Annotated in this window: 16 protein-coding genes; 14 read left to right on the top strand and 2 right to left on the bottom strand. The window is 56.5% G+C overall.

What is annotated here, in order from left to right:
• Nucleotides 1-24 precede the first annotated feature (24 nt).
• The 6 genes from paoA (at nucleotide 25) to RLW55_RS13780 (ending at nucleotide 8,406) form a co-directional block, all read left to right on the top strand.
• Nucleotides 25-660, top strand: coding sequence for an aldehyde dehydrogenase iron-sulfur subunit PaoA (paoA, locus tag RLW55_RS13805; RefSeq protein ID WP_423414485.1), 636 nt, complete (start codon nucleotides 25-27; stop codon nucleotides 658-660).
• On the top strand, nucleotides 657-1,607 hold the full coding sequence (locus tag RLW55_RS13800) for an FAD binding domain-containing protein (RefSeq protein WP_423414484.1): 951 nt from the start codon (nucleotides 657-659) through the stop codon (nucleotides 1,605-1,607). Before paoA ends, RLW55_RS13800 begins: the two co-directional genes overlap by 4 nt.
• A 4-nt stretch (nucleotides 1,608-1,611) precedes the next feature.
• Nucleotides 1,612-3,822: an aldehyde oxidoreductase molybdenum-binding subunit PaoC gene (gene paoC, locus RLW55_RS13795; RefSeq protein ID WP_423414483.1), complete on the top strand. Its 2,211-nt coding sequence runs from the start codon at nucleotides 1,612-1,614 to the stop codon at nucleotides 3,820-3,822.
• A gap of 184 nt (nucleotides 3,823-4,006) precedes the next feature.
• On the top strand, nucleotides 4,007-5,083 hold the full coding sequence (locus RLW55_RS13790; protein WP_414463002.1) for a flavodoxin family protein: 1,077 nt from the start codon (nucleotides 4,007-4,009) through the stop codon (nucleotides 5,081-5,083).
• An 82-nt stretch (nucleotides 5,084-5,165) separates the two neighbouring features.
• Nucleotides 5,166-6,149: an ATP-dependent DNA ligase gene (locus RLW55_RS13785; RefSeq protein ID WP_414464631.1), complete on the top strand. Its 984-nt coding sequence runs from the start codon at nucleotides 5,166-5,168 to the stop codon at nucleotides 6,147-6,149.
• Between the two features lie 100 nt (nucleotides 6,150-6,249).
• Nucleotides 6,250-8,406, top strand: coding sequence for a catalase (locus RLW55_RS13780; RefSeq protein ID WP_423414482.1), 2,157 nt, complete (start codon nucleotides 6,250-6,252; stop codon nucleotides 8,404-8,406).
• An 11-nt stretch (nucleotides 8,407-8,417) separates the two neighbouring features.
• Here RLW55_RS13780 and RLW55_RS13775 read toward each other — a convergent pair whose 3' ends face one another.
• Entirely contained in the window at nucleotides 8,418-8,696 is a 279-nt protein-coding gene (locus tag RLW55_RS13775; protein ID WP_423414481.1) for a hypothetical protein, read from the bottom strand.
• Nucleotides 8,697-9,233: 537 nt separating this feature from the next.
• Between RLW55_RS13775 and RLW55_RS13770 the strand changes: the two genes are divergently transcribed.
• From RLW55_RS13770 to hmpA, 6 genes are all read left to right on the top strand, one after another.
• Nucleotides 9,234-9,950: a Crp/Fnr family transcriptional regulator gene (locus RLW55_RS13770; protein ID WP_423414480.1), complete on the top strand. Its 717-nt coding sequence runs from the start codon at nucleotides 9,234-9,236 to the stop codon at nucleotides 9,948-9,950.
• Nucleotides 9,951-10,083: 133 nt separating this feature from the next.
• A complete protein-coding gene (locus RLW55_RS13765; RefSeq protein WP_414463005.1) occupies nucleotides 10,084-10,317 on the top strand; it encodes a hypothetical protein in 234 nt (77 codons plus the stop codon).
• Nucleotides 10,318-10,456: 139 nt separating this feature from the next.
• Nucleotides 10,457-10,711, top strand: coding sequence for a hypothetical protein (locus RLW55_RS13760; protein WP_409560309.1), 255 nt, complete (start codon nucleotides 10,457-10,459; stop codon nucleotides 10,709-10,711).
• Nucleotides 10,712-11,303: 592 nt separating this feature from the next.
• Nucleotides 11,304-11,765, top strand: coding sequence for an Rrf2 family transcriptional regulator (locus tag RLW55_RS13755; protein ID WP_423414479.1), 462 nt, complete (start codon nucleotides 11,304-11,306; stop codon nucleotides 11,763-11,765).
• A 56-nt stretch (nucleotides 11,766-11,821) separates the two neighbouring features.
• Nucleotides 11,822-12,007, top strand: coding sequence for a hypothetical protein (locus tag RLW55_RS13750; protein WP_423414478.1), 186 nt, complete (start codon nucleotides 11,822-11,824; stop codon nucleotides 12,005-12,007).
• 338 nt (nucleotides 12,008-12,345) lie between these two features.
• Nucleotides 12,346-13,584: an NO-inducible flavohemoprotein gene (gene hmpA / locus RLW55_RS13745; protein ID WP_423414477.1), complete on the top strand. Its 1,239-nt coding sequence runs from the start codon at nucleotides 12,346-12,348 to the stop codon at nucleotides 13,582-13,584.
• 182 nt (nucleotides 13,585-13,766) lie between these two features.
• Here hmpA and RLW55_RS13740 read toward each other — a convergent pair whose 3' ends face one another.
• Entirely contained in the window at nucleotides 13,767-14,243 is a 477-nt protein-coding gene (locus RLW55_RS13740; RefSeq protein WP_414463007.1) for a MarR family winged helix-turn-helix transcriptional regulator, read from the bottom strand.
• A 188-nt stretch (nucleotides 14,244-14,431) separates the two neighbouring features.
• Here RLW55_RS13740 and RLW55_RS13735 point away from each other — a divergent pair, with 188 nt between their 5' ends.
• Both RLW55_RS13735 and RLW55_RS13730 read left to right on the top strand, forming a co-directional pair.
• Nucleotides 14,432-16,201 carry a chloride channel protein gene (locus RLW55_RS13735; protein ID WP_409560313.1) on the top strand — a complete coding sequence of 590 codons (1,770 nt, stop codon included), beginning with the start codon at nucleotides 14,432-14,434 and terminating at the stop codon, nucleotides 16,199-16,201.
• Nucleotides 16,202-16,536: 335 nt separating this feature from the next.
• Nucleotides 16,537-19,422, top strand: a complete 2,886-nt coding sequence (locus RLW55_RS13730; RefSeq protein WP_423414476.1) for an autotransporter outer membrane beta-barrel domain-containing protein — start codon at nucleotides 16,537-16,539, stop codon at nucleotides 19,420-19,422.
• Nucleotides 19,423-19,591 lie beyond the last annotated feature (169 nt).

Here is a 19,591-nt window from a genome sequence, read left to right as displayed (position 1 = left end):
GCCCGCCGGGAAAGGGTGAGATCCATGTCGAAGTCGACCGGTTTCGAAATGTCTCGTCGAAACGTGCTCGCGGGCAGCGCGGCGTCAGCGGCGGCAGTAAAGGTGTCAGGCGTCGCAACTCCGTCTGAAGCCAAAGCGGAGCAAATTTTGAATATTTCAGTTCGATTTGCAGTCAATGGAAAGAAACACGAACTCTCGATTGACCCGCGCACGACACTCCTCGATGCGCTGCGCGAACACCTCTATCTGACAGGCGCAAAAAAAGGCTGCGACCATGGCCAATGCGGTGCCTGCACCGTTCTGGTAGACGGCGTGCGAATAAATTCATGCCTCAGTCTCGCCGTCATGCACGATGGCGACGAGATAACGACAATCGAGGGCTTGGGAACGCCGGATAAGCTCCATCCGATGCAAGCTGCCTTCATCAAGCATGACGGATATCAATGCGGTTATTGTACGCCTGGCCAAATATGCTCGGCAGTTGCGGTTTTGGACGAGATCAAGCGGGGCATTCCGAGCCACGCTCAAGAAAACCCGATTGATCAGCCCCGCGCCACAAATATCGAAATGCGGGAGCGGATGAGCGGAAATATTTGCCGGTGCGGCGCCTATTCCAACATTGCTGTAGCTATGGCCGAGATCGCCGGAGATCGCGAATGAAGGCTTTCTCATACGAACGCGCAAAAGATCCTATATCTGCGGCGCAAGCGGTCGCCGGCCGGACTGGCGCGAAGTTTATCGCCGGCGGCACGAACCTCCTTGACTTGATGAAGCTTGAAATTGAGGCACCAACCCACCTCGTAGATGTTCAAGATCTAGGTTTCGACAAGATCGAGGTTACCGGCGACGGAGGACTGCGGATCGGTGCGCTCGTGACAAACACTGATCTTGCTGCGGATGCGCGCGTTAGACGGGACTATCAGGTGCTTACCCGCGCAATCGTAGCGGGCGCGTCGGGGCAGCTACGAAACAAAGCTTCGACCGCCGGCAATTTGCTCCAGCGCACGCGATGTCCATATTTCTATGATACGAATATGGCGTGCAACAAGCGCAGTCCCGGATCGGGCTGCGCCGCAATTGTCGGCTACTCTCGTCAACTCGGAATTATAGGCGTAAGCGGATCATGCATAGCTACTTTTCCAGGTGATATGCCGGTAGCGATGCGGCTGCTCGACGCCGTCGTGGAAACTATAGACTCCCGCGGTCAGCAGCGTTCCATTCCAATCGCAGACTTTCATCGCTTATGGGGAGATACTCCCCACGTTGAAACGACGCTGCGCCCTGACGAGTTGATAATTGCCGTCACGCTGCCGCCGCCGCTTGGCGGCAAGCACTTCTATGAAAAAGTCCGCGACCGCGCTTCTTATGCCTTCGCACTCGTCTCGGTCGCAGCCGTCATTCAATCGGATGGGAGCGGCCGCGTCGCGTTCGGCGGCGTTGCGCCTAAGCCGTGGCGCGTCGAAGCAGCCGAGTCCCTTCTTCCACACGGCGCAGAAGCAGTTACCTCGCGTGCATTTCAAGGTGCGACGCCAACGAAAGATAACTCTTTCAAGCTGACGTTAGCGACGAGAGCGCTCGCATCCGTCATCGAGCAGTCGAAGGGCTAAACCAATGAGATTCGACAAGCCGGCGGGCGCGAATCCGATCGATAAAATGCTGGTGGTAGGCCGCGCTCGCGAACGCATCGAAGGGCCGCTGAAGACGACCGGTAGGGCCCCGTACGCCTACGAGCACCATGAGCTTTCAGGTCTGGCTTACGGCTTTATCCTTGGATCCGCGATCGCCAAGGGGCGTATTCACTCAATGGACCTCGCGCAGGCGAAGGCATCTCCTGGAGTGGTCGCAATCGTCACCGCGCAAGACGCGGGCAACCTCGGAAAAGGAAAACACAATACTGCGAAACTGCTTGGAGGGCCCGAGATAGATCATTACCATCAAGCGATTGCTATCGTGGTGGCTGAAACATTCGAACAGGCCAGAGCAGCCGCATCGCTTATTCGCGTCGATTACGATCGTTCTCACGGCCGGTTCAATCTCGCGGAGCGCTGGAAGAATGCACCTTTCGCCGGCGATCCGAATAGCGGTTCGCCCGCGAGGGAAGAGCGCGTCGGTCATTTCGAGCAGGCATTTGCGGATGCACCCGTCAAGCTCGACGAGACTTATGTCACGCCAGATCAAAGCCACATGATGATGGAGCCCTTCGCATCCATTGCTGCGTGGAGCGGCGACGAACTTACAGTTTGGACATCTAATCAGATGATCGACTGGGGCCGCACGGATCTCGCGACGACCCTCAACATACCCAAAAATAAGGTCCGTTTGATCTCGCCGTACGTCGGCGGGGGATTCGGCGGGAAACTGTTTCTCCGTTCAGACGCGCTGATGGCTGCGCTTGGCGCTTTGGCTGCGAAGCGACCTGTCAAAGTGGCTATGCCCCGCCCATTAATGCCAAATAATTCGACCCATCGACCAGCGACGATTCAGCATATCCGAATCGGCGCGGATCATAGCGGCGCTATCTTGGCGATCGCGCATGAGAGCGGCTCGGGCGATCAACCGGACGGGCATCCAGAGACGGCTGTCAACCAAACTAAACTTCTTTATGCCGGCGCAAACCGATTGACGTCGATGCGGCTTGCCGTGCTCGACCTGCCGGAGGGCAACGCGATGCGCGCGCCGGGCGAAGCTCCAGGTCTAATGGCGTTGGAAATCGCCATCGACGAAATGGCAGAAAAGCTGGGGATGGATCCCATAACTTTTCGCGAAAAGAATGATACCCAAGTCGATCCCGAAAAACCTGAGCGCCGATTTTCTGATCGGCAATTGGTGCGATGTATGCGCGAAGGCGCCGATCGGTTTGGTTGGTCGAAGCGAAATTCTTCGCCCGCTCAAGTACGGGAAGGGAGATGGCTAATTGGGATCGGCATGGCCGCCGCATTTCGGAATCATCTAAATATGCCTTCCGCAGCACGCGTGCGGCTAAGTTCAAGTGGTGAGATCATCGTTGAAACCGATATGACTGATATCGGCACTGGCAGCTATACGATCATCGCGCAGACCGCCGCAGAGATGATGGGCGTCAATTTGGATGATGTCGTCGTGAAGCTTGGCGACTCAGCCTTTCCAGTCTCAGCTGGATCGGGCGGCCAGTTCGGCGCGGCGAACGCCACATCCGGCGTGTATGCGGCGTGCATAAAACTAAGAGAAGCCATTGCTCAACGTCTGGGCTTCAACTCCGCCGACGCCGAATTCGCGAACGGGAATGTGAGAAGCGGCAATCGCACATCAAGCCTCAAGGACGCCGCAGCGTCGGGTGAACTTGTAGGTGAGGATAAAATCGAATTCGGGGATCTGGCAAAGACTTACCAGTTGTCCACATTCGGCGCGCACTTCGTCGAGGTGCGTGTCGATGCGTTCACCGGCGTCGTGCGGGTTAATCGGATGCTCGCGGTCTGCTCTTCCGGCCGTATTTTAAATCCTAAGTCGGCGCGTAGCCAAGTCATCGGCGCGATGACCATGGGCGTCGGCGGTGCGTTGATGGAAGAGCTCGCAATCGACAAGAAGTATGGCTTCTTCGTCAATCACGACCTTGCCAGCTATGAAGTACCTGTTCATTTGGACATACCTCACCAGGACGTCGTGTTTCTCGATGAGATCGATGACAAGGCAAATCCAATGAAGGCAAAGGGCGTTGGCGAACTTGGTCTTTGTGGCGTCGGCGCCGCGGTCGCCAATGCCGTCTACAATGCCACTGGTGTGCGCGTTCGCGATTATCCGATCACTCTTGAAAAGCATTTGGAGCGGCTGCCAGCGGTGACGTAGTTCGGCGAGCTATGGCCGATCTATGTGCCTAGCTATTCGGACAGACTTCGGCTTTTCTCTGCGAAGCGTTGCATGATCAGCGGCGACCTATACCAAATGTCTGGAACGTTGCTTCGGCTTACAGCGTTCCTTTATGACGCCGCATCCGACATCTGCTCTCCGCGTGCGATAAAGGCATATTCACATGGCATCCGTTAGCCCCCGCAAGGGAATGCCTGACGTGACTGTTGATAGGCAATCCTTCGATGAGAGATTTCGCCAAGCTTTTAACGACCCTTTGTTTGGCGGGCTGGACGCCGAGATCGCTGCGATAACTCATATTGCCTGGGAGGCTTATAGCAAAAAGAGGAAGGCCCCTCGGACTCAGAAAGCCGGAAGCGATTTTTCAGATCCCGATTACGACGTCGCGACCGAGTGGCTCAACACACGAGGCTCAATTGCCGAAGCGCAAAAGCGACACGAGGACAGACGCCTTCCCTCTCGCATACTTTTGATAAACGGCTCGCCGCGGAGTGAGCACACATGTCCGGGTGAAATGTCGAAAACGTTTCGCTTAGTTGAGACCGCGAAAGTCGCTGTTGAGAATAATAAAGACTTCGTCGCCGATGTCCTGGATCTCAGTCGGCTGACGTCGGAGTATGGTCGCCAGATCTATCCCTGCAAAGCCTGTTTCTCAACATCGCCGGCCCTCTGTCATTGGCCATGTTCCTGTTACCCGAACCATGGGCTTGGCCAGATCAACGATTGGATGAATGAGATCTATCCGCTATGGGTCGCCGCACACGGCATAATGATCGTCACTCCATGTCACTGGTATCAAGCACCAACGACGCTAAAGTCGATGATTGATCGATTGGTCTGCGCCGACGGAGGAAATACCGATCCCACCTTAACACACGGGAAGAATGCCGAAGAAGCGAAGCACATCGAACTAGGCGGTTGGTCTTACCCAAAGCATCTCGCTGGACGCGCATTTTCAATCATCGTCCACGGAGATTCAGAGGGCGCGGACGTTGTTCGCAGATCCTTACATGATTGGTTGAGCGATATGCAGCTCCGGCCTGCCGGGACACTCGCCGCGATTGACCGATACATCGGATACTATCGACCCTATGCGACGAGCCACGAAGACTTGGATGGCGACACGGCGATCTTCGAAGAAACTCGCAATGCCACCTATACGCTCTTGGACGCCGTGAAGCGCTATCGCTCCGGCGAAATGGAGCCTGGCGCACGACTGCAGGATCCCAGACCGAAGTAGGAATTGCGGCGTGGTACGAGTTCAAGGAAAGCCCTCACACGGGAAGACAGGGTCGGCCAGTCGCAGCAAGAATTGGCCGCCTCTGCTTGCTCCCATGGAAGCTCGTCTTGTTGAAGATATTCCCAAAGGAAGCGAGTGGCAGTACGAACCCAAATGGGACGGATTTCGATGTCTTGCGTACAAGCGGGCGGAAGAAGTCGAGCTTATCGGGAAATCAGGAAAGTCATTGCGGCGATACTTTCCCGAAATAGTCGAAGCTCTCTCCCGCGCGCATAAACCACAGACGTTCGTCATCGATGGCGAACTCATAATCGAGATCGACGGCCGCTTGTCGTTCGACGCTTTGCAAATGCGGCTCCATCCTGCTCAAAGCCGCATTTTGCAATTGTCCCAAAAGACACCAGCACGCCTCGTCGCGTTCGACATACTTTTCGCTGCCGGAAAATGGATCACCGAGCAGCCGTTCAGCGAGAGGCGCGAAGCACTCGAGAAATTCGCGGACAATTTACACTCTCCGTTGGTTTCTCTGACCGAAGCCACGCATAGGATTGCAACCGCGAGAGCATGGCTGCAGAGCGGCCGCACCGACACGGATGGGATTGTCGCCAAACGTCTAGATATTGATTACCGTTTCGGCGAGCGAGCCATGCTTAAGATAAAACGCATGCGCACCGCCGATTGTGTGGTGGGCGGGTTTCGATACGCGCAAGGGGGCAAAACCCTAGGATCACTCCTATTAGGTCTCTACGACGATGAAGGCCTGTTGCATCATGTGGGTTTCACGTCATCCGTCCCTATAGCTGATCGGCCCGAGCTTACAAAGCAACTGCTGAAACTGTGCGCACCGGAAAGTTTTACCGGCGACGCGCCGGGCCGCCCGAGTCGCTGGGCAACGCAACGATCCGCTAAATGGCAGCCGGTCCGGCCTTTGCTCGTTGCCGAAGTGCGCTACGACCATGTCACGGGGAATAGGTTTCGTCATGGCACGAAATTTCTCCGCTGGCGGCCGGACAAGAGGCCTCAACAGTGCAGGTTCGATCAAATTAGCCCGAATAGCCGCGCATAGTTTCGCGGGATACTCGGAACGGAATCTTCGTGGGCTTGTTGGGCAATTGCATTCACGGCATGACGGAGAATTCGGCCTTCTCCGCTTTTTGGAGGCGCGTATGGCTACCTCGAGTAAGAAGTCGTCAAAACCCCATTCTCCGAAAGCACCTTTCAATCTCCTTACGCCATCCAATCCCACGAGTTCGCTTGAGACAAAAAGGGGGAACGGCGGCGAAGTGCACCAACAAACTGCCGACGCCGACGTATTTCTGACGACGCAGCAAGGCATTCCTGTCGCGGATGACCAAAACTCACTAAAGACGGGCGACCGCGGCGCGACGCTCCTTGAAGATTTCCATTTTCGTGAGAAGATTTTCCATTTCGATCACGAGCGGATTCCCGAGCGTGTCGTCCACGCTCGCGGATACGGCGCACACGGCTATTTCGAACTCACGAAATCTCTTTCCGATGTGACTCGGGCGGATATCTTCCAGCGCGTCGGCGAAAAAACCGAAGCCTTCGTCCGCTTTTCGACAGTTGCCGGTAGCAAAGGGTCGTTCGATCTCGCTCGCGATGTGCGCGGCTTTGCCGTCAAGCTCTATACAAAGCAAGGCAACTGGGACATTGTCGGCAATAATATTCCCGTCTTCTTCATTCAAGACGCCATCAAGTTCCCCGACGTGATCCACGCCGTTAAGCCCGAACCCGATCGAGGCTTTCCGCAAGCGCAATCGGCGCACGATACGTTCTGGGATTTCATCTCACTGACGCCCGAGAGCATGCACATGATCATGTGGGTCATGTCGGATCGGGCAATTCCACGTTCATTCCGATTCATGGAGGGCTTTGGCGTTCATACGTTCCGCTTTCTCAATGAGAAGGGAAAGTCAACGTTCGTCAAATTTCATTGGAAGCCGAAGCTGGGATTGCAATCGGTAATGTGGAACGAGGCTGTCAAAATCAACGGAGCTGATCCCGACTTTCATCGCCGCGATCTCTGGGACGCAATCACGATGGGAAATTTTCCGGAATGGGAATTCGGTGTTCAGCTCTTTGACCAGAAATTCGCGGACAAATTCGATTTCGACGTGCTCGACGCGACAAAGCTGATCCCGGAAGAGATCCTGCCGGTGCAAATCGTGGGTCGGCTGGTGCTGGATCGGGTGGTCGATAACTTCTTCGCCGAGACTGAACAGGTCGCATTCTGCACCCAGAACATTCCGCCGGGAATAGACTTCAGCAATGATCCTTTGCTCCAGGGACGAAATTTTTCATATCTCGATACGCAGTTGAAACGGTTGGGAAGTCCTAACTTTACGCATATTCCGGTGAATGCCCCACGCTGCCCGTTCGCACACTTCCAACAGGATGGACACATGGCGATGCATAATCCGAAGGGGCGCGCCAATTATGAACCCAACAGTTGGGGTGACGAAGGCGGTCCGAGGGAAACGCCGTCCCTTGGGTTCCGCAGCTTTGCTGAGCCCATCGACGGAACGAAACAGCGGATCCGACCCGAAAGCTTCGCCGATCATTACAGCCAGGCACGCATGTTCTATCGCAGTCAAACGCCTCCCGAACAGAAACACATCGCCGATGCGCTCGTGTTCGAATTGAGCAAGGTCGAGCATCCCCACATTCGAGAGCGGATGGTCGCGCATCTCCTCACCCTTGATGAATCTCTCGGAAAGACTGTTGGAAATGGACTCGGCATCAGGCTTCCGAAGCCTGCCGCACCGGCAAAAAAGCCCATCGATGTGGGAACGTCGAATGCCCTCAGCATTGTTGGCCGCAATCTAGGAACGTTCGAAGGGCGAAAGCTCGGCATCTTCGCGACATCCGGCGCTGACGTCAAAACATTCAAGGCCCTCGTAAGCGCCGTCGAAAAAGCCGGTGGCGTTTGCGAACTCGTCGCGCCGAAGATCTCCGGCATCGCGCTGTCCGACGGGACGGAAGTCGCCGCCAAGCAGAAGATCGATGGCGGTCCTTCAGTTCTATTCGACGCCGTCGCCATTCTCGCAAGCGAAGAAGGTATCAATCTGTTGCTGAACGATGCGCCTAGCCAGGATTTCGTTCGCGACGCCTACGCACACTGTAAGTTTATCGCCTTTAACGCCGAAGCAAAACGCCTACTCGAAAAATGCGGCGTTACCGACAACGATCTTGACGACGGTTGCATCGAGCTAAGCTCGACGAATGCGATCGCAAATTTCGTGAAAGCTTGCGGAAATCTGCGGGTTTGGGACCGCGAAGCGAAGGTCGATCTAGATGCTTGACGTGTGCAGACCTAAAGTTCATCGAGATGTACGTTTTGCAACAGGTTTGCTTGAACCATTGCAACCGCTGCGGCGAGGCCCACGAAGAGCGTAATTCTCAATCCCGCATTGTGCCCACCCGCTTCGCGATCAAGGCCGATGAGATCGGCTGCCGCCATGGTCAGCATCAAGCGAAGCACAATATCTGTCCAAGTGAGAGAGGGGCATTCGGCATACCCTAAGCTTAAAGGCGATTTGTCATCACCAAGCGACTCGTTGGAGTTTGCCGTTTCAATCAAACGAGTGGCCAAATGCCGTATTCGTCCAAGTCAATTTTTTAAGGGGCGTATCGCGTTTCATTCAGTCATATCAGTTTTGCGAACCGTTTCTAGCGAACGAGCAGCAGATACATTCGGACCAAAATCACGGCGAAATGGGCTGCGAAAATTCCCACCACAACTAAGAACGTGCGGTAGGTTCACGCGGCTGCTCAAAATCGGCCGCGCCCGCGTCGCCTTTTTCAGATATTCTATCACAACTTCGCGAGCAACTTGCGTCGGCCTACTGCATCTCGTGATCCAAAGTGTTCTATTTTTCATGGCCGTGGCGAACCATACGGCCTTCCAAACTCACCCGCGCTTCGATCGTTTACGTTCATATCTGAATTGTTTGGGGCACTAATCGTGCGTCAACGGGTAGTACCATAATGCTGCAATATCGATGGCACTTTTCGCTTGGAGCTATCGACCCCTCGCAAGCCGGTCAAGGCATTTTATTGTAGCCCTTGGGTTGACCGGTGGTGCCATATCTGTGGCGCAGTTTGCGGTAGCGACGCTGAAAGCTTCCCGATGTCAGTAACGCGCGGCGAGCGGCGGAATCGCCTGCTCAGTACGCTGTCGGCCGATGACAGAGCTCTGATCGAACCTTTGCTGGAGCGTATTGCTCTTCCCTTCCGATATCGTCTTCAGGCGGAGAATCGAACCGTCGAATATGTCTACTTTCCTGATTCCGGCATCGCCTCAGTGGTAGCGATTGCGAAGGGTGCCAGATTGCAGTCGGAGGTCGGTCTTATCGGCCGCGAGGGGATGACCGGGACCGCGACAGTCCTCGGCTCTCATCGGGCTCCTTTCGATATTTTCATGCAAGTCGAGGGAAGCGGCTGGCGCATGGCAACTGAAGACGTTCACCTCATCGCGACGAAGAGTCCAACGATTCAAAACCTGTTCTTGAAATCGGCGTATCTTTTCATGATACAGGTTGCCCACACAGCGCTAGCGAACGCGCACGGTCAGTTGGAAGAACGGTTAGCACGGTGGCTTCTCATGGCGTGCGATCGCAGTGATGGCGACGAAATGGTTCTCACTCACGAATTCTTGGCTCTCATGTTGGGCGTCCGCAGAGCCGGCGTAACGACTGCCCTGCAACATCTAACCGCGCGAGGCCTCATCGAAACGGCGCGGGGCTCAGTCACGATCAGAGATAGAGAAGGCCTGGAGGAGAGTGCTGCTGGACTATACGGTGTGCCAGAAGCGGAATTCGAACGGCTGTTTCATTATTCGCCTTAGCGCACGTCGCTTCAAATAATTGTTCCATGCATGTGCGGCTCCGTACGGACTTCGCGCCGATGGAGCATAAATTCTTTTGGTAAAGATATTTCTGCCACCGGGTGACCGGGTATGAGCGCGTAAGGAGTTGCAGATGGCCGAAGCCTACAATGATCGAGAGCTTGCTGCCCTCCAAGAGGTATATGATAAAATCATAAAAGATTTGTACGGAGATTGCCTTCCAAATCGTCAGATTTGCGAAAGCATTGCAAGTGGCGTTCTCCACATGGCGCGTAGGGGAGAAACGGACTGGCAGCAGCTGGTCACGTATACAGGTTCAAAAACCCATTACATGCTCCAGGAACGAAACCTCTTACAGGTCGAGTAGACGTTCGCAGAGACATTCAATCTTACGCTGCGTGTAATCGAGCACCTTGGTACGCTATCGTGCATTTCTGCCTCTGGCAAATTGACAATCATTTCAACTAAATATCTTTTCTGCGCGGTTCACATTGAGGGATTGCTTCATGCGCGCGCGCCGAATTCTACAAACTGGAGCATTCAATCCAGATGATCTCCAGAGGTTGCAAAACGCCTTCGACGCTGCCTGGGAGGCGTTGGCGCCATCGGTCGCCCATTCGGACTATGAGCGATCTCGTGAACTTTTGGCGACCGTCGTGGTATCGGCCGGAAATGTATCGGGGCTAGATACGGGAGAGCTTTCGGCGGTGGCGCTCAAGACGTTCCACGCCATTCGCGCCGGCACTCAAACACTTTTGTAGGAGGATCGACGATCCAACGACGGCGGCTAGATAGAGCCGTAACCGAGAATGGATTGAGAATTGGCGCTGCGTCGTCCCCTGCCCCTAAGCCGAAGAAACGAAATTCGTCCGCCTGAGGACGAGCAGCGGACATGTACGCGTCTCAGTGAACGGCTTGAGGCGATGCGACAACAGATGTCCGCTTTCTCTGGCTCGCGGCACAGCGGCAAAATGGAAATAGAAGTCGGGTAGCGGGTACGACAGGAGGAATGTCTCTGGCGTGAAGGCTAACTTCGGCAGGGCCCCCGCTCGACCAGGCAGCTCCGTCCGTATGTGATTCCCAACGACGCCTTAGCCCGCTGGGCTGCGTAGAAAACGATGCTGCCTACTAGACTAAGGGAACGCCACTGCGCATGTCCCGCCAACACGGCCCGGTCCAGAAGATAGTAGCTTTAAATTTGGTTTTCCGGTTCTTCTGCCAATCGAAAACCACAACGGTATTGCGATAAGCAGAAAATAGCTGGTTTCATCTCCCTCATTGCCATTGTAAGATGAATACAGAATACATCTTATGGCAATGAGGCAAGTTCAAGCTTCAGCCTCGGAGACTTCCATGCGATTGACTCTAATGTCGGACTATGCGCTCCGAGTGCTTATGTATTTGGGTGCACAGACCGAGCGCCTGTCTACGATTTCTGAAATCTCTCAGTCTTACGGCATTTCCGAAAATCATCTGATGAAGGTAGTGAATCGGCTTAGTCAGTTGGGGTTTGTAGAAGCCATTCGCGGTCGTGGCGGAGGTCTTCGCCTCGGCAAACCAGCTGCTGAAATTGGCATAGGCGAAGTGTTACGCCTAACCGAAGAGGACTTCGAGATCGTCGAATGCTTCGGCTCCGAAAATGCCTGTCGCATCACCGGCGCCTGTCGGCTGAAACACGTACTGCGACGCGCTTTGACAGCCTATTTCACCGAGCTGGATTCTTGGACGCTGGCGGACCTCGTGAGCAACCGTAAGGCCTTGCGTGCGATTTTTGATAGCGCGCCGAATTTGAGTTCACGAAACGGAGCTGGATAATGCTCAGACCGACTGACCGAGCGGCTTAGGTTGCGTCACCCGATCATTGGGCACCGATGGCATTCGCCACTGAAGGGCGGCTTGCGGCAGCGATATCTGAAGCAGGTGCACTTGGACTGATTGGAGGCGGGCATGGCGATGCCGATTGGCGCGAGCGCGAATTCGATGTCGTAGGAGATCGGCCTTGGGCTGCGGCTCATAACGTGGTCCTTGCGCAGACAGCCGGCTATCCCTGGACGTAGCTCTGGCCCATGACCCCAAAGCGATATTCTTATCGGTCGGCGATCCCGCACCTTTTGACACGCAAAGACGCGCTCCAAGCGCTCGATTGTGGCGCCGATACTATTGAGGCGGAAGGTTCCGAGGCAGGGCCGGGCATGGACAAATGCGTGGCACGTTAGCTCTCATTCCAGAAATCGCCGTTCCTAACGAGCACCGTCCTCTGACGAAGCACAAATTATAGAGCGACGCTGAGACAGTTTAACATCGTGCTCCCCTTGACCTAAAAGATGCATCATAAATACATGTTTTCACCGTGACACTGCGCAAGATCTATTGCCAAGCATCAAAGGGAAGCATCATGCTAAGTTCGAAGACCATCGAAATCGTCAAGGCCACTGCGCCTGTTCTTCAAGAGCACGGCAATACATTGACCCGACATTTCTACAACCGAATGTTCAGTCACAATCCCGAAGTGCTCCCCTATTTCAATCGCACGAACCAAATGGCGGGCAAGCAGCAGGCAGCCTTGGCGTCCGCAATTTGCGCCTATGCAGCCAACATCGATAATCTCGGAGCACTCAAGGAAGCAGTTGAACTTATCGCTCAGAAGCATGCATCGTTGCAGATCAAGGCCGAGCATTATCCGATCGTCGGCGAAAACCTTTTGGCGTCCATCCGCGAAGTTCTTGGAAGCGCTGCGACCGATGAAATCGTCGCAGCGTGGGGCGAGTCTTACGGATTTCTGGCCGATATTCTGATTAATCGCGAGGCCCAAATATATCGCCAAGCCGCGTCGGTTCCCGGTGGCTGGGAGGGCTTTCGCCGCTTTATCGTATCCAAAAAACAGCAGGAAAGCAGCGTCGTCACATCCTTCTATCTGACCCCGGAAGACAAAGGGCCGTTGCCGTCCTTCAAGCCAGGTCAATACATCACCATCCGCGTCCCAACCGGCGATGGTTTAACGACCATGCGCCAGTATAGTCTCTCTGCGAAACCCAATCAGGATTGGCTGCGCATTAGCGTCAAACGCGAAGACGGCGTCGCGGGCACCACGCCGGCTGGTTATGTCTCGAATTTATTGCACAATTCTTTGACAGACGGCTCGGTTCTGGACGTCGCTCCGCCGTGCGGAGAATTTTTCCTCGATCACGACCTGACGGATGACCGTCCGCTGGTTCTGATCGCTGGCGGCATCGGAATCACACCGCTCATGAGCATGCTGCAAAGCTCGCTGGACATCTCTCCGAAACGTGAGGTTGCCCTTATTCACGGGTGCCAGAACGAAGATGTGCAGGCCTTCAAATCCACGGTCGAGGATCTCACGGCGCAGCACGCCAATTTAAGCGCCCACTTCCGCTACGTCGATCCGCAGCAACCACTCGGTAGCAATGGGATTGGCGCCAGCAAAGGTTTCATAGATGCACCGCTGCTTGAAACCATGATCGGGGATCGCGACGCGGACTATTACTACTGCGGTCCGCCAGCCTTTCTTGCGAACATGCATCGTCTGCTGAGCAGGAGGAATGTCCCGCACGAGCAGCAACATTTTGAATTCTTTGGACCCAAGGAGGATCTTGCGAGTTTCGCTCGAGGATAAAGCATCTCCTGGACGGAAACACGCTGGCCACTCCGGTGCAATAATATCGCAATGCGATCTATGCTTTCGGCACGGCAACCGCTAAAAGAAAGCCGCGTCCGCCTTCTCGTCCTAGAGGGTGGGCGTGTTCGATGGCCCGGGTGTGCTCTCTCGCGCATCCGGGTATTTCTTTCGATACGTCGTCATTCTCCACCGCTAGCGTAAAATTGCTTGAGAAGTTTGCGAAGCGTCGGTTGGATATTTTTGACTTCCTCAATGTGGATGGCTGAAAGCGCCCGCAACCGCTCTTCTCCGTCCTTCGTCACATGAACCTGTATTCGTCTGCCATCTTCCGGATCGGTCATGCGAACGACGAGACCCAGCGCGACCAGCCGGTCGATGAGTTCGACCGCGGTATGGTGGCGGACGAGCAGACGTTCCGCGATCTGACTGATGCTCAACCAATCCGTGTCGGGCGCGCCTTTGATCGCAAGCAGTGCCTGATGTTGTTGTGGCGTGAGCCCCGCCTTGGATGCCGCCTCCTCGCTAAAAGCGAGAAATTTCCGAAGTGCGTAGCGAAATTCGGCGAGAGCTTCGTAGTCGGCCTTTTTTACAGACGCGTTTCTAGCCTTTACCGGCCGTTTGCGAGATGCGCCCCGTTTCCTATGACTTTCGTCCACGAACTACGCCCCTCCCCTCAACATCTATTGCCCCGCGTGAGCAGAATAGGGGCCCTGGGAAAATGGTCAACCGCGCATGAGTGACGCGCTTCGCGCCTTAACAGCCACGCGCTTTCGGTTGCATATATATCGTATTGCGATATTTATCCGCGCCGGAAAGAATTCGAACCTTTGTTTGAGAAGGCGTCATGAGGCTTATAGAAATCGATCGTTCTCGCGGTGATTTTACAGCCAATCCGCGAGTCTTGTGGATTGCAGCAATCGCTGTCGTGGTCGCGACCATCAGTGTGGGTGCGGGAGTTGGGCTGCTCGCCCTTATTCGCCTTTGCACGAACATCGCGTATTTCGGCGAGTGGTCGTTTGCCGCGCGGACGATTGGCGAGTTGCATCTAGGCTTCATCTCGATATTCATTCCGGTCGCAGGAGCCCTGCTCATCGGCCTGATGGCGCGCTACGGAAGCGAGAAAATCCGTGGCCATGGCATACCTGAGGCCCTTGAGGCGATCCTTCTCGGGCGATCGCGGCTCAGTCCGAAAGTCGCAATCCTAAAGCCTATTTCATCGGCGATCTCGATCGGAACGGGCGGCCCGTTCGGCGCCGAAGGTCCGATTATCATGACCGGGGGCGCACTCGGTTCGATTATCGCGCAAATGCTTCCTGTCAGCGATGCAGAGAGAAAAACGCTTCTCGTCGCCGGCGCGGCGGCGGGAATGACGACAGTCTTTGGAACGCCTATCGCTGCCGTCATGCTGGCAGTGGAGCTGCTTTTATTCGAGTGGGCGCCGCGCAGCTTCATCCCTGTCGCTGTGGCGGCGACCGTTTCGGCAGTCGAACGCTCTTATTTGCATATGCCGTCGCCGCTATTTCCATTCTCGGGGGACGTGCAGATATCGCTAATGGGGCTTATAACTTGGGTCGCGGTCGGGGCGATTGCCGGCCTTCTCTCAGGCGTTCTCACAAAACTTGTCTACACGACGGAGGACTTGTTCTCTAAGCTGCCTATCCACTGGATGTGGTGGCCCATGATCGGCGGCATCTGCGTCGGCATAGGGGGACTTATCGATCCAAGGGCGCTGAGCGTCGGCTACGACAATATCGATCACCTGCTCAAAGGCGATCTGAGCACGATGAGCGCGCTTTCGTTGCTGCTTGTGAAAATGACAATATGGGGCATAGCGCTTGGATCGGGCACATCCGGTGGTGTGCTCGCGCCGCTGCTCATTATCGGTGGGGCCATGGGCATGGCTTTGACGGCCATCCTGCCGATAGCGAGCGCCGGTTTCTGGCCATTGCTTGCGATGGCCGCGACGATGGGCGGAACGATGCGCATTCCATTGACCGCAACGTTCTTTGCCGTTGAGGTCACTGGTGCAATCGACTGCTTCTTGCCGGTCCTAGCGGCGTGCACGGCCGCTTATACCGTCGCGATTTTGATGATGCGGCGTTCTATTTTGACGGAGCGTCTGGCACGGCGCGGGCACCATATCTTATGCGAATATCATGTGCAGACGTTTGCCCTGACCCGCGTCGAAGACGTCATGACAAGAAGCGTGCAGACAGTTCCAGCGTCGATGACGCTGCGCGACGCTGCGAGCTTTCTCATAGATCCAGATACGATCCATCCGACATTTCCGGTGGTCGACGAAGATCGGCGTGTCCTTGGCGTACTCGATCCGCCAAGCGTGATGAAGTGGCGGCGGAAGCGCCACCCGAGGACTGCTCAGCTTCACAACCTTCTGCAGGCAGAAAAACCGGTCATTGCACATCCAGACGAGCATCTGGAGGCAGTTGCCGAACGCATGAATTCCGCCAATGTCGCTCACGTTCCGGTCGTTAACAGAAATACTGGCCGGTTGGTCGGCTACCTTTGCTGGAAAGACATAGTCAGCGTCCAGGCCGGTCCATCTAAAGAAGAGCCAAGAAGGGCGTTTTTCAGATTGAGAAGACACCAGCGCTGACGACCACAACGAGCATGTGCGGACCTATACGGATCGGTTTTCCTCAGGTGTTTGTTCCAACGTTGGCTGCGTGTCCTTACTTGCAGTCTACGCCACTCCCACGTCCACGCAGCGGCTAGCAGTAGGATGTCTGTCCGGCCAACTAACATGGCAACCGGCCACTCAGTGGGGCGGGTCAGTCACCTGACAATAGCGCTGCGTCTTTTGTGGCCCTTCTGCAACAGCAATCACCGCTCTACACCCTTCTCCTACTTTCGGAGGAGCCTTCATAGGCTGGTAGGCCGAATCATCGCAAATTTCATGCGGTTACATATGTTCAGCAAGGAATTTTTTCCATGGCGTTGGTTTCCGTGGCGTCGCTGTTTGCGCCTGTTTTTGGGCGACGTGTTTTCGACGCGCGGACCTGCCGCCTGACGCTTGCCTCGGCGGCTCTCGTGGTGGCGTTCGCGGGTCCAGCCGAGGCTCAAACCTGGACCGGCGCCACCAGTAACGACTGGACGGTTGGCTCGAACTGGAGCGCCGGTACGGCGCCTGCCGGCGGAGCCGTCAGCATCGGCCCAGCTGGCATTGTGGTCCTCGGCATACAGGGTGGGGCGACCGGCACAGCCGGTTCCGTGACAATCGATGCTAATAGTGCCAATCCTACGAGCAGTCTTACCGTTCAAAACGGTGCCACGCTGACAAGTACCGGCACAGCTGCCATCCGCAACGGCGCCACTGTGACCGTAACGGGAGCCGGCTCCCAGTGGACTGCCAACGGCGCGATCAGCCTCTCCGGCGCCACCGGCTTCCCCGAGTTGCTCAACATCGAGAACGGCGGAACCGTCGTCACGACGAGCAGCTTGACCGTGAACGGCGCCAACGCAGCGGCGACGGTGAGCGGAACGGGCTCGCGGCTGCAAACCGGAAATCTCTTCGTCGGCGATACCGCGTCGGGCAGCCTGACCATTCAAAACGGCGGCACGGTCATGAGCCTCGGAAGTTTCCGGATCGGCGGCGGCAGCGGCACAGGCACGGTGACGGTGACCGGTGCGGGATCGCAATGGACGGCCACCGGCCTCGCGCTCAGCGTCGGCGGTACCGGACGGGGAATACTGAACGTCGAGAATGGGGCCACCGTCACCGCCAGCGGCGGGGTATCGCTCGGCAACGCCGGCGGCGTCGGCACGCTCAACGTCAGCAATGCCACGATTGCATCGCAGAGCCTGAACGTGGGCGCGGGCTCCCAGGTCAACTTCGACAACGCCACCTACCGCGCGACACGAAGCAGCGGCGTGTGGATCGGCACCGGCGCCGGCACGCTCAACATCGCGGCGGGCGGGCTGACGCTCGACAGCGTCGGCTTCACGGTGTCCGCCTTGCGCGAACTCAGCGGCGCCGGCGCATTGACGAAGACAGGGACCGGCATCGTCAACCTGACGACGAGCAATTCCTATACTGGCCGGACGGTGATCGATCAGGGCACGCTGGCGCTGCGCGCCAACGGCTCGATCGCGGCGTCGAGCGGCGTGACCGCCAACGGCACCTTCGATATTTCACCGCTGACGGCAGCCGGCACCGACATTCAGAGCCTGAGCGGCAGCGGTGTCGTCACAATGGGCGCCAAGAATCTGACGATCACCAACGCCAGCGACACGTTCGCCGGCACATTCAACGGCACCGGCGTGCTGTCGGTTGCGGGCGGCAAGGAAATCCTGAGCGGCGACAACTCGGCCTTTGGCGGATCGACGCTCGTTCAGGGCGGCACGCTGGCGGTCAACGGCATTCTCGCCGGCACCATGAATGTGCAGGCGGCCGGCCGGCTGCAAGGCATCGGCACGGTCGGCGACACGATCAATGCCGGCATCATCGCGCCGGGCAATTCCATCGGCACGCTGACCGTTGCCGGCAATTACACCGGCACGGGCGGCACGCTGCAGATCGAATCCGTGCTCGGCGGCGATGCCTCGCCGACAGATCTATTGCGGGTTCAGGGAAACACGTCTGGCACAACATCGCTCCGCGTCATTAACGTTGGCGGTGGCGGCGCGCAGACGGTCGCCGGCATTGAAGTCGTGGACGTCGGCGGCACGTCGGCCGGAAATTTTGCGCTGGCCGGAGACTATGTCCTTCACGGCGCGCAAGCCGTGATCGGCGGCGCCTATGCCTACACGCTGCAAAAGAACGGCATCAACACGCCGAATGACGGGGACTGGTATCTGCGCTCGGCTCTTATCAATCCGCCACCGACGGCGCCTGCGGGGCCGCTCTACGCCGCGACGGTGCCGATGTATGAAGTCTACTCCCAGGTTCTTCTTGGCTTGAACGGCCTTCCGACGCTGCAGCAGCGCGTCGGCAACCGCTATTGGGACGGCGCCGCGCATTCGGATTCCGATTCGCAATCGGCATCCGGAATTTGGGCGCGCGTCGAAGGTCGGCATTCAGAGTACGACGCCGATCACTCGACCACAGGCTCAAGCTACGATGCCGATGAGTTCAAACTGCAATCGGGTCTCGACGGTCTAATGGTCGACAACGCGTTTGGGCGGTTGGTCGGCGGCGTGAATTTTCAATACGGAACGTCGTCGGCTGATGTGCGCTCCTTCTACGGCGACGGTCACATCCACGCCGAGGGTTACGGATTCGGCGGAACGTTGACGTGGTACGATCGCAGCGGCTTCTACGTTGACGGTCAAGCGCGGGCGACCTGGTTCAACAACGATCTGCGATCCGATCTCGTCGGGGCGCTTCAAGATGGCAACGGCGCTTTCGGCTACGCCTTCAGCCTGGAAGCGGGCCAGCGCGTGCCCATGAGCGCTGCGTGGGCTCTGATTCCGCAGGCGCAGCTCACTTATTCGAATGTAAGCTTCGACAGCTTCACCGATCCGTTCGGCGCGCGGGTTTCGTCAAATGACGGCGACAGCCTCGATGGTCGGCTTGGGCTGGCGCTTGAAAATGGAACGGCATGGCGCGATGCCTCCGGCGCGATCTCGCGTTCAAGCCTCTACGGCATCGCCAACCTCTATTATGAGTTTCTCAACGGCACGGGTGCGACCGTTTCCGGGACTGACATCAGCACAGAAGGCGAGCGCCTCTGGGGCGGTCTGGGCGTGGGCGGAACCTATAGCTGGGCCGACGACAAGTATTCGGTCTACGGCGAAGTCTTGGCGAACACGAGCCTCGAAAGCTTCGGCGACAGCAACGACTACAGCGCGACCGGCGGCATCAGGATGAAGTGGTAGAGACGGACGGTGTGCGACCCGATGAGAGGTCGCTTGAAACTCCCATTTTCGCCGTGGGACAAATCGGCAAAAAATATAAATGAAATCAATGCGAGAAAACTGACTGGCGCTCCCTACGGGAGTGGTTATGCGCTTTAATTTCAATGACTTACTGACGAGTGGGACAGGA

Origin of the sequence: Hyphomicrobium sp. B1 (assembly GCF_049532635.1) — a bacterium.
GTDB lineage: Bacteria > Pseudomonadota > Alphaproteobacteria > Rhizobiales > Hyphomicrobiaceae > Hyphomicrobium_B.
The sequence above is the reverse complement of the archived record's forward strand: the minus strand, read 5'-3'. Positions and strand labels throughout refer to the sequence as shown.

Coding starts and splice junctions, on each gene's coding strand:
- RLW55_RS13755 (WP_423414479.1), top strand. CDS start 11,304: ATGCGATTGACTCTAATGTCGGACTATGCGCTCCGAGTGCTTATGTAT.
- RLW55_RS13735 (WP_409560313.1), top strand. CDS start 14,432: ATGAGGCTTATAGAAATCGATCGTTCTCGCGGTGATTTTACAGCCAAT.
- RLW55_RS13750 (WP_423414478.1), top strand. CDS start 11,822: ATGGCATTCGCCACTGAAGGGCGGCTTGCGGCAGCGATATCTGAAGCA.
- RLW55_RS13730 (WP_423414476.1), top strand. CDS start 16,537: ATGGCGTTGGTTTCCGTGGCGTCGCTGTTTGCGCCTGTTTTTGGGCGA.
- RLW55_RS13760 (WP_409560309.1), top strand. CDS start 10,457: ATGCGCGCGCGCCGAATTCTACAAACTGGAGCATTCAATCCAGATGAT.
- paoA (WP_423414485.1), top strand. CDS start 25: ATGTCGAAGTCGACCGGTTTCGAAATGTCTCGTCGAAACGTGCTCGCG.
- RLW55_RS13770 (WP_423414480.1), top strand. CDS start 9,234: ATGTCAGTAACGCGCGGCGAGCGGCGGAATCGCCTGCTCAGTACGCTG.
- RLW55_RS13790 (WP_414463002.1), top strand. CDS start 4,007: ATGGCATCCGTTAGCCCCCGCAAGGGAATGCCTGACGTGACTGTTGAT.
- RLW55_RS13800 (WP_423414484.1), top strand. CDS start 657: ATGAAGGCTTTCTCATACGAACGCGCAAAAGATCCTATATCTGCGGCG.
- RLW55_RS13765 (WP_414463005.1), top strand. CDS start 10,084: ATGGCCGAAGCCTACAATGATCGAGAGCTTGCTGCCCTCCAAGAGGTA.
- hmpA (WP_423414477.1), top strand. CDS start 12,346: ATGCTAAGTTCGAAGACCATCGAAATCGTCAAGGCCACTGCGCCTGTT.
- paoC (WP_423414483.1), top strand. CDS start 1,612: ATGAGATTCGACAAGCCGGCGGGCGCGAATCCGATCGATAAAATGCTG.
- RLW55_RS13780 (WP_423414482.1), top strand. CDS start 6,250: ATGGCTACCTCGAGTAAGAAGTCGTCAAAACCCCATTCTCCGAAAGCA.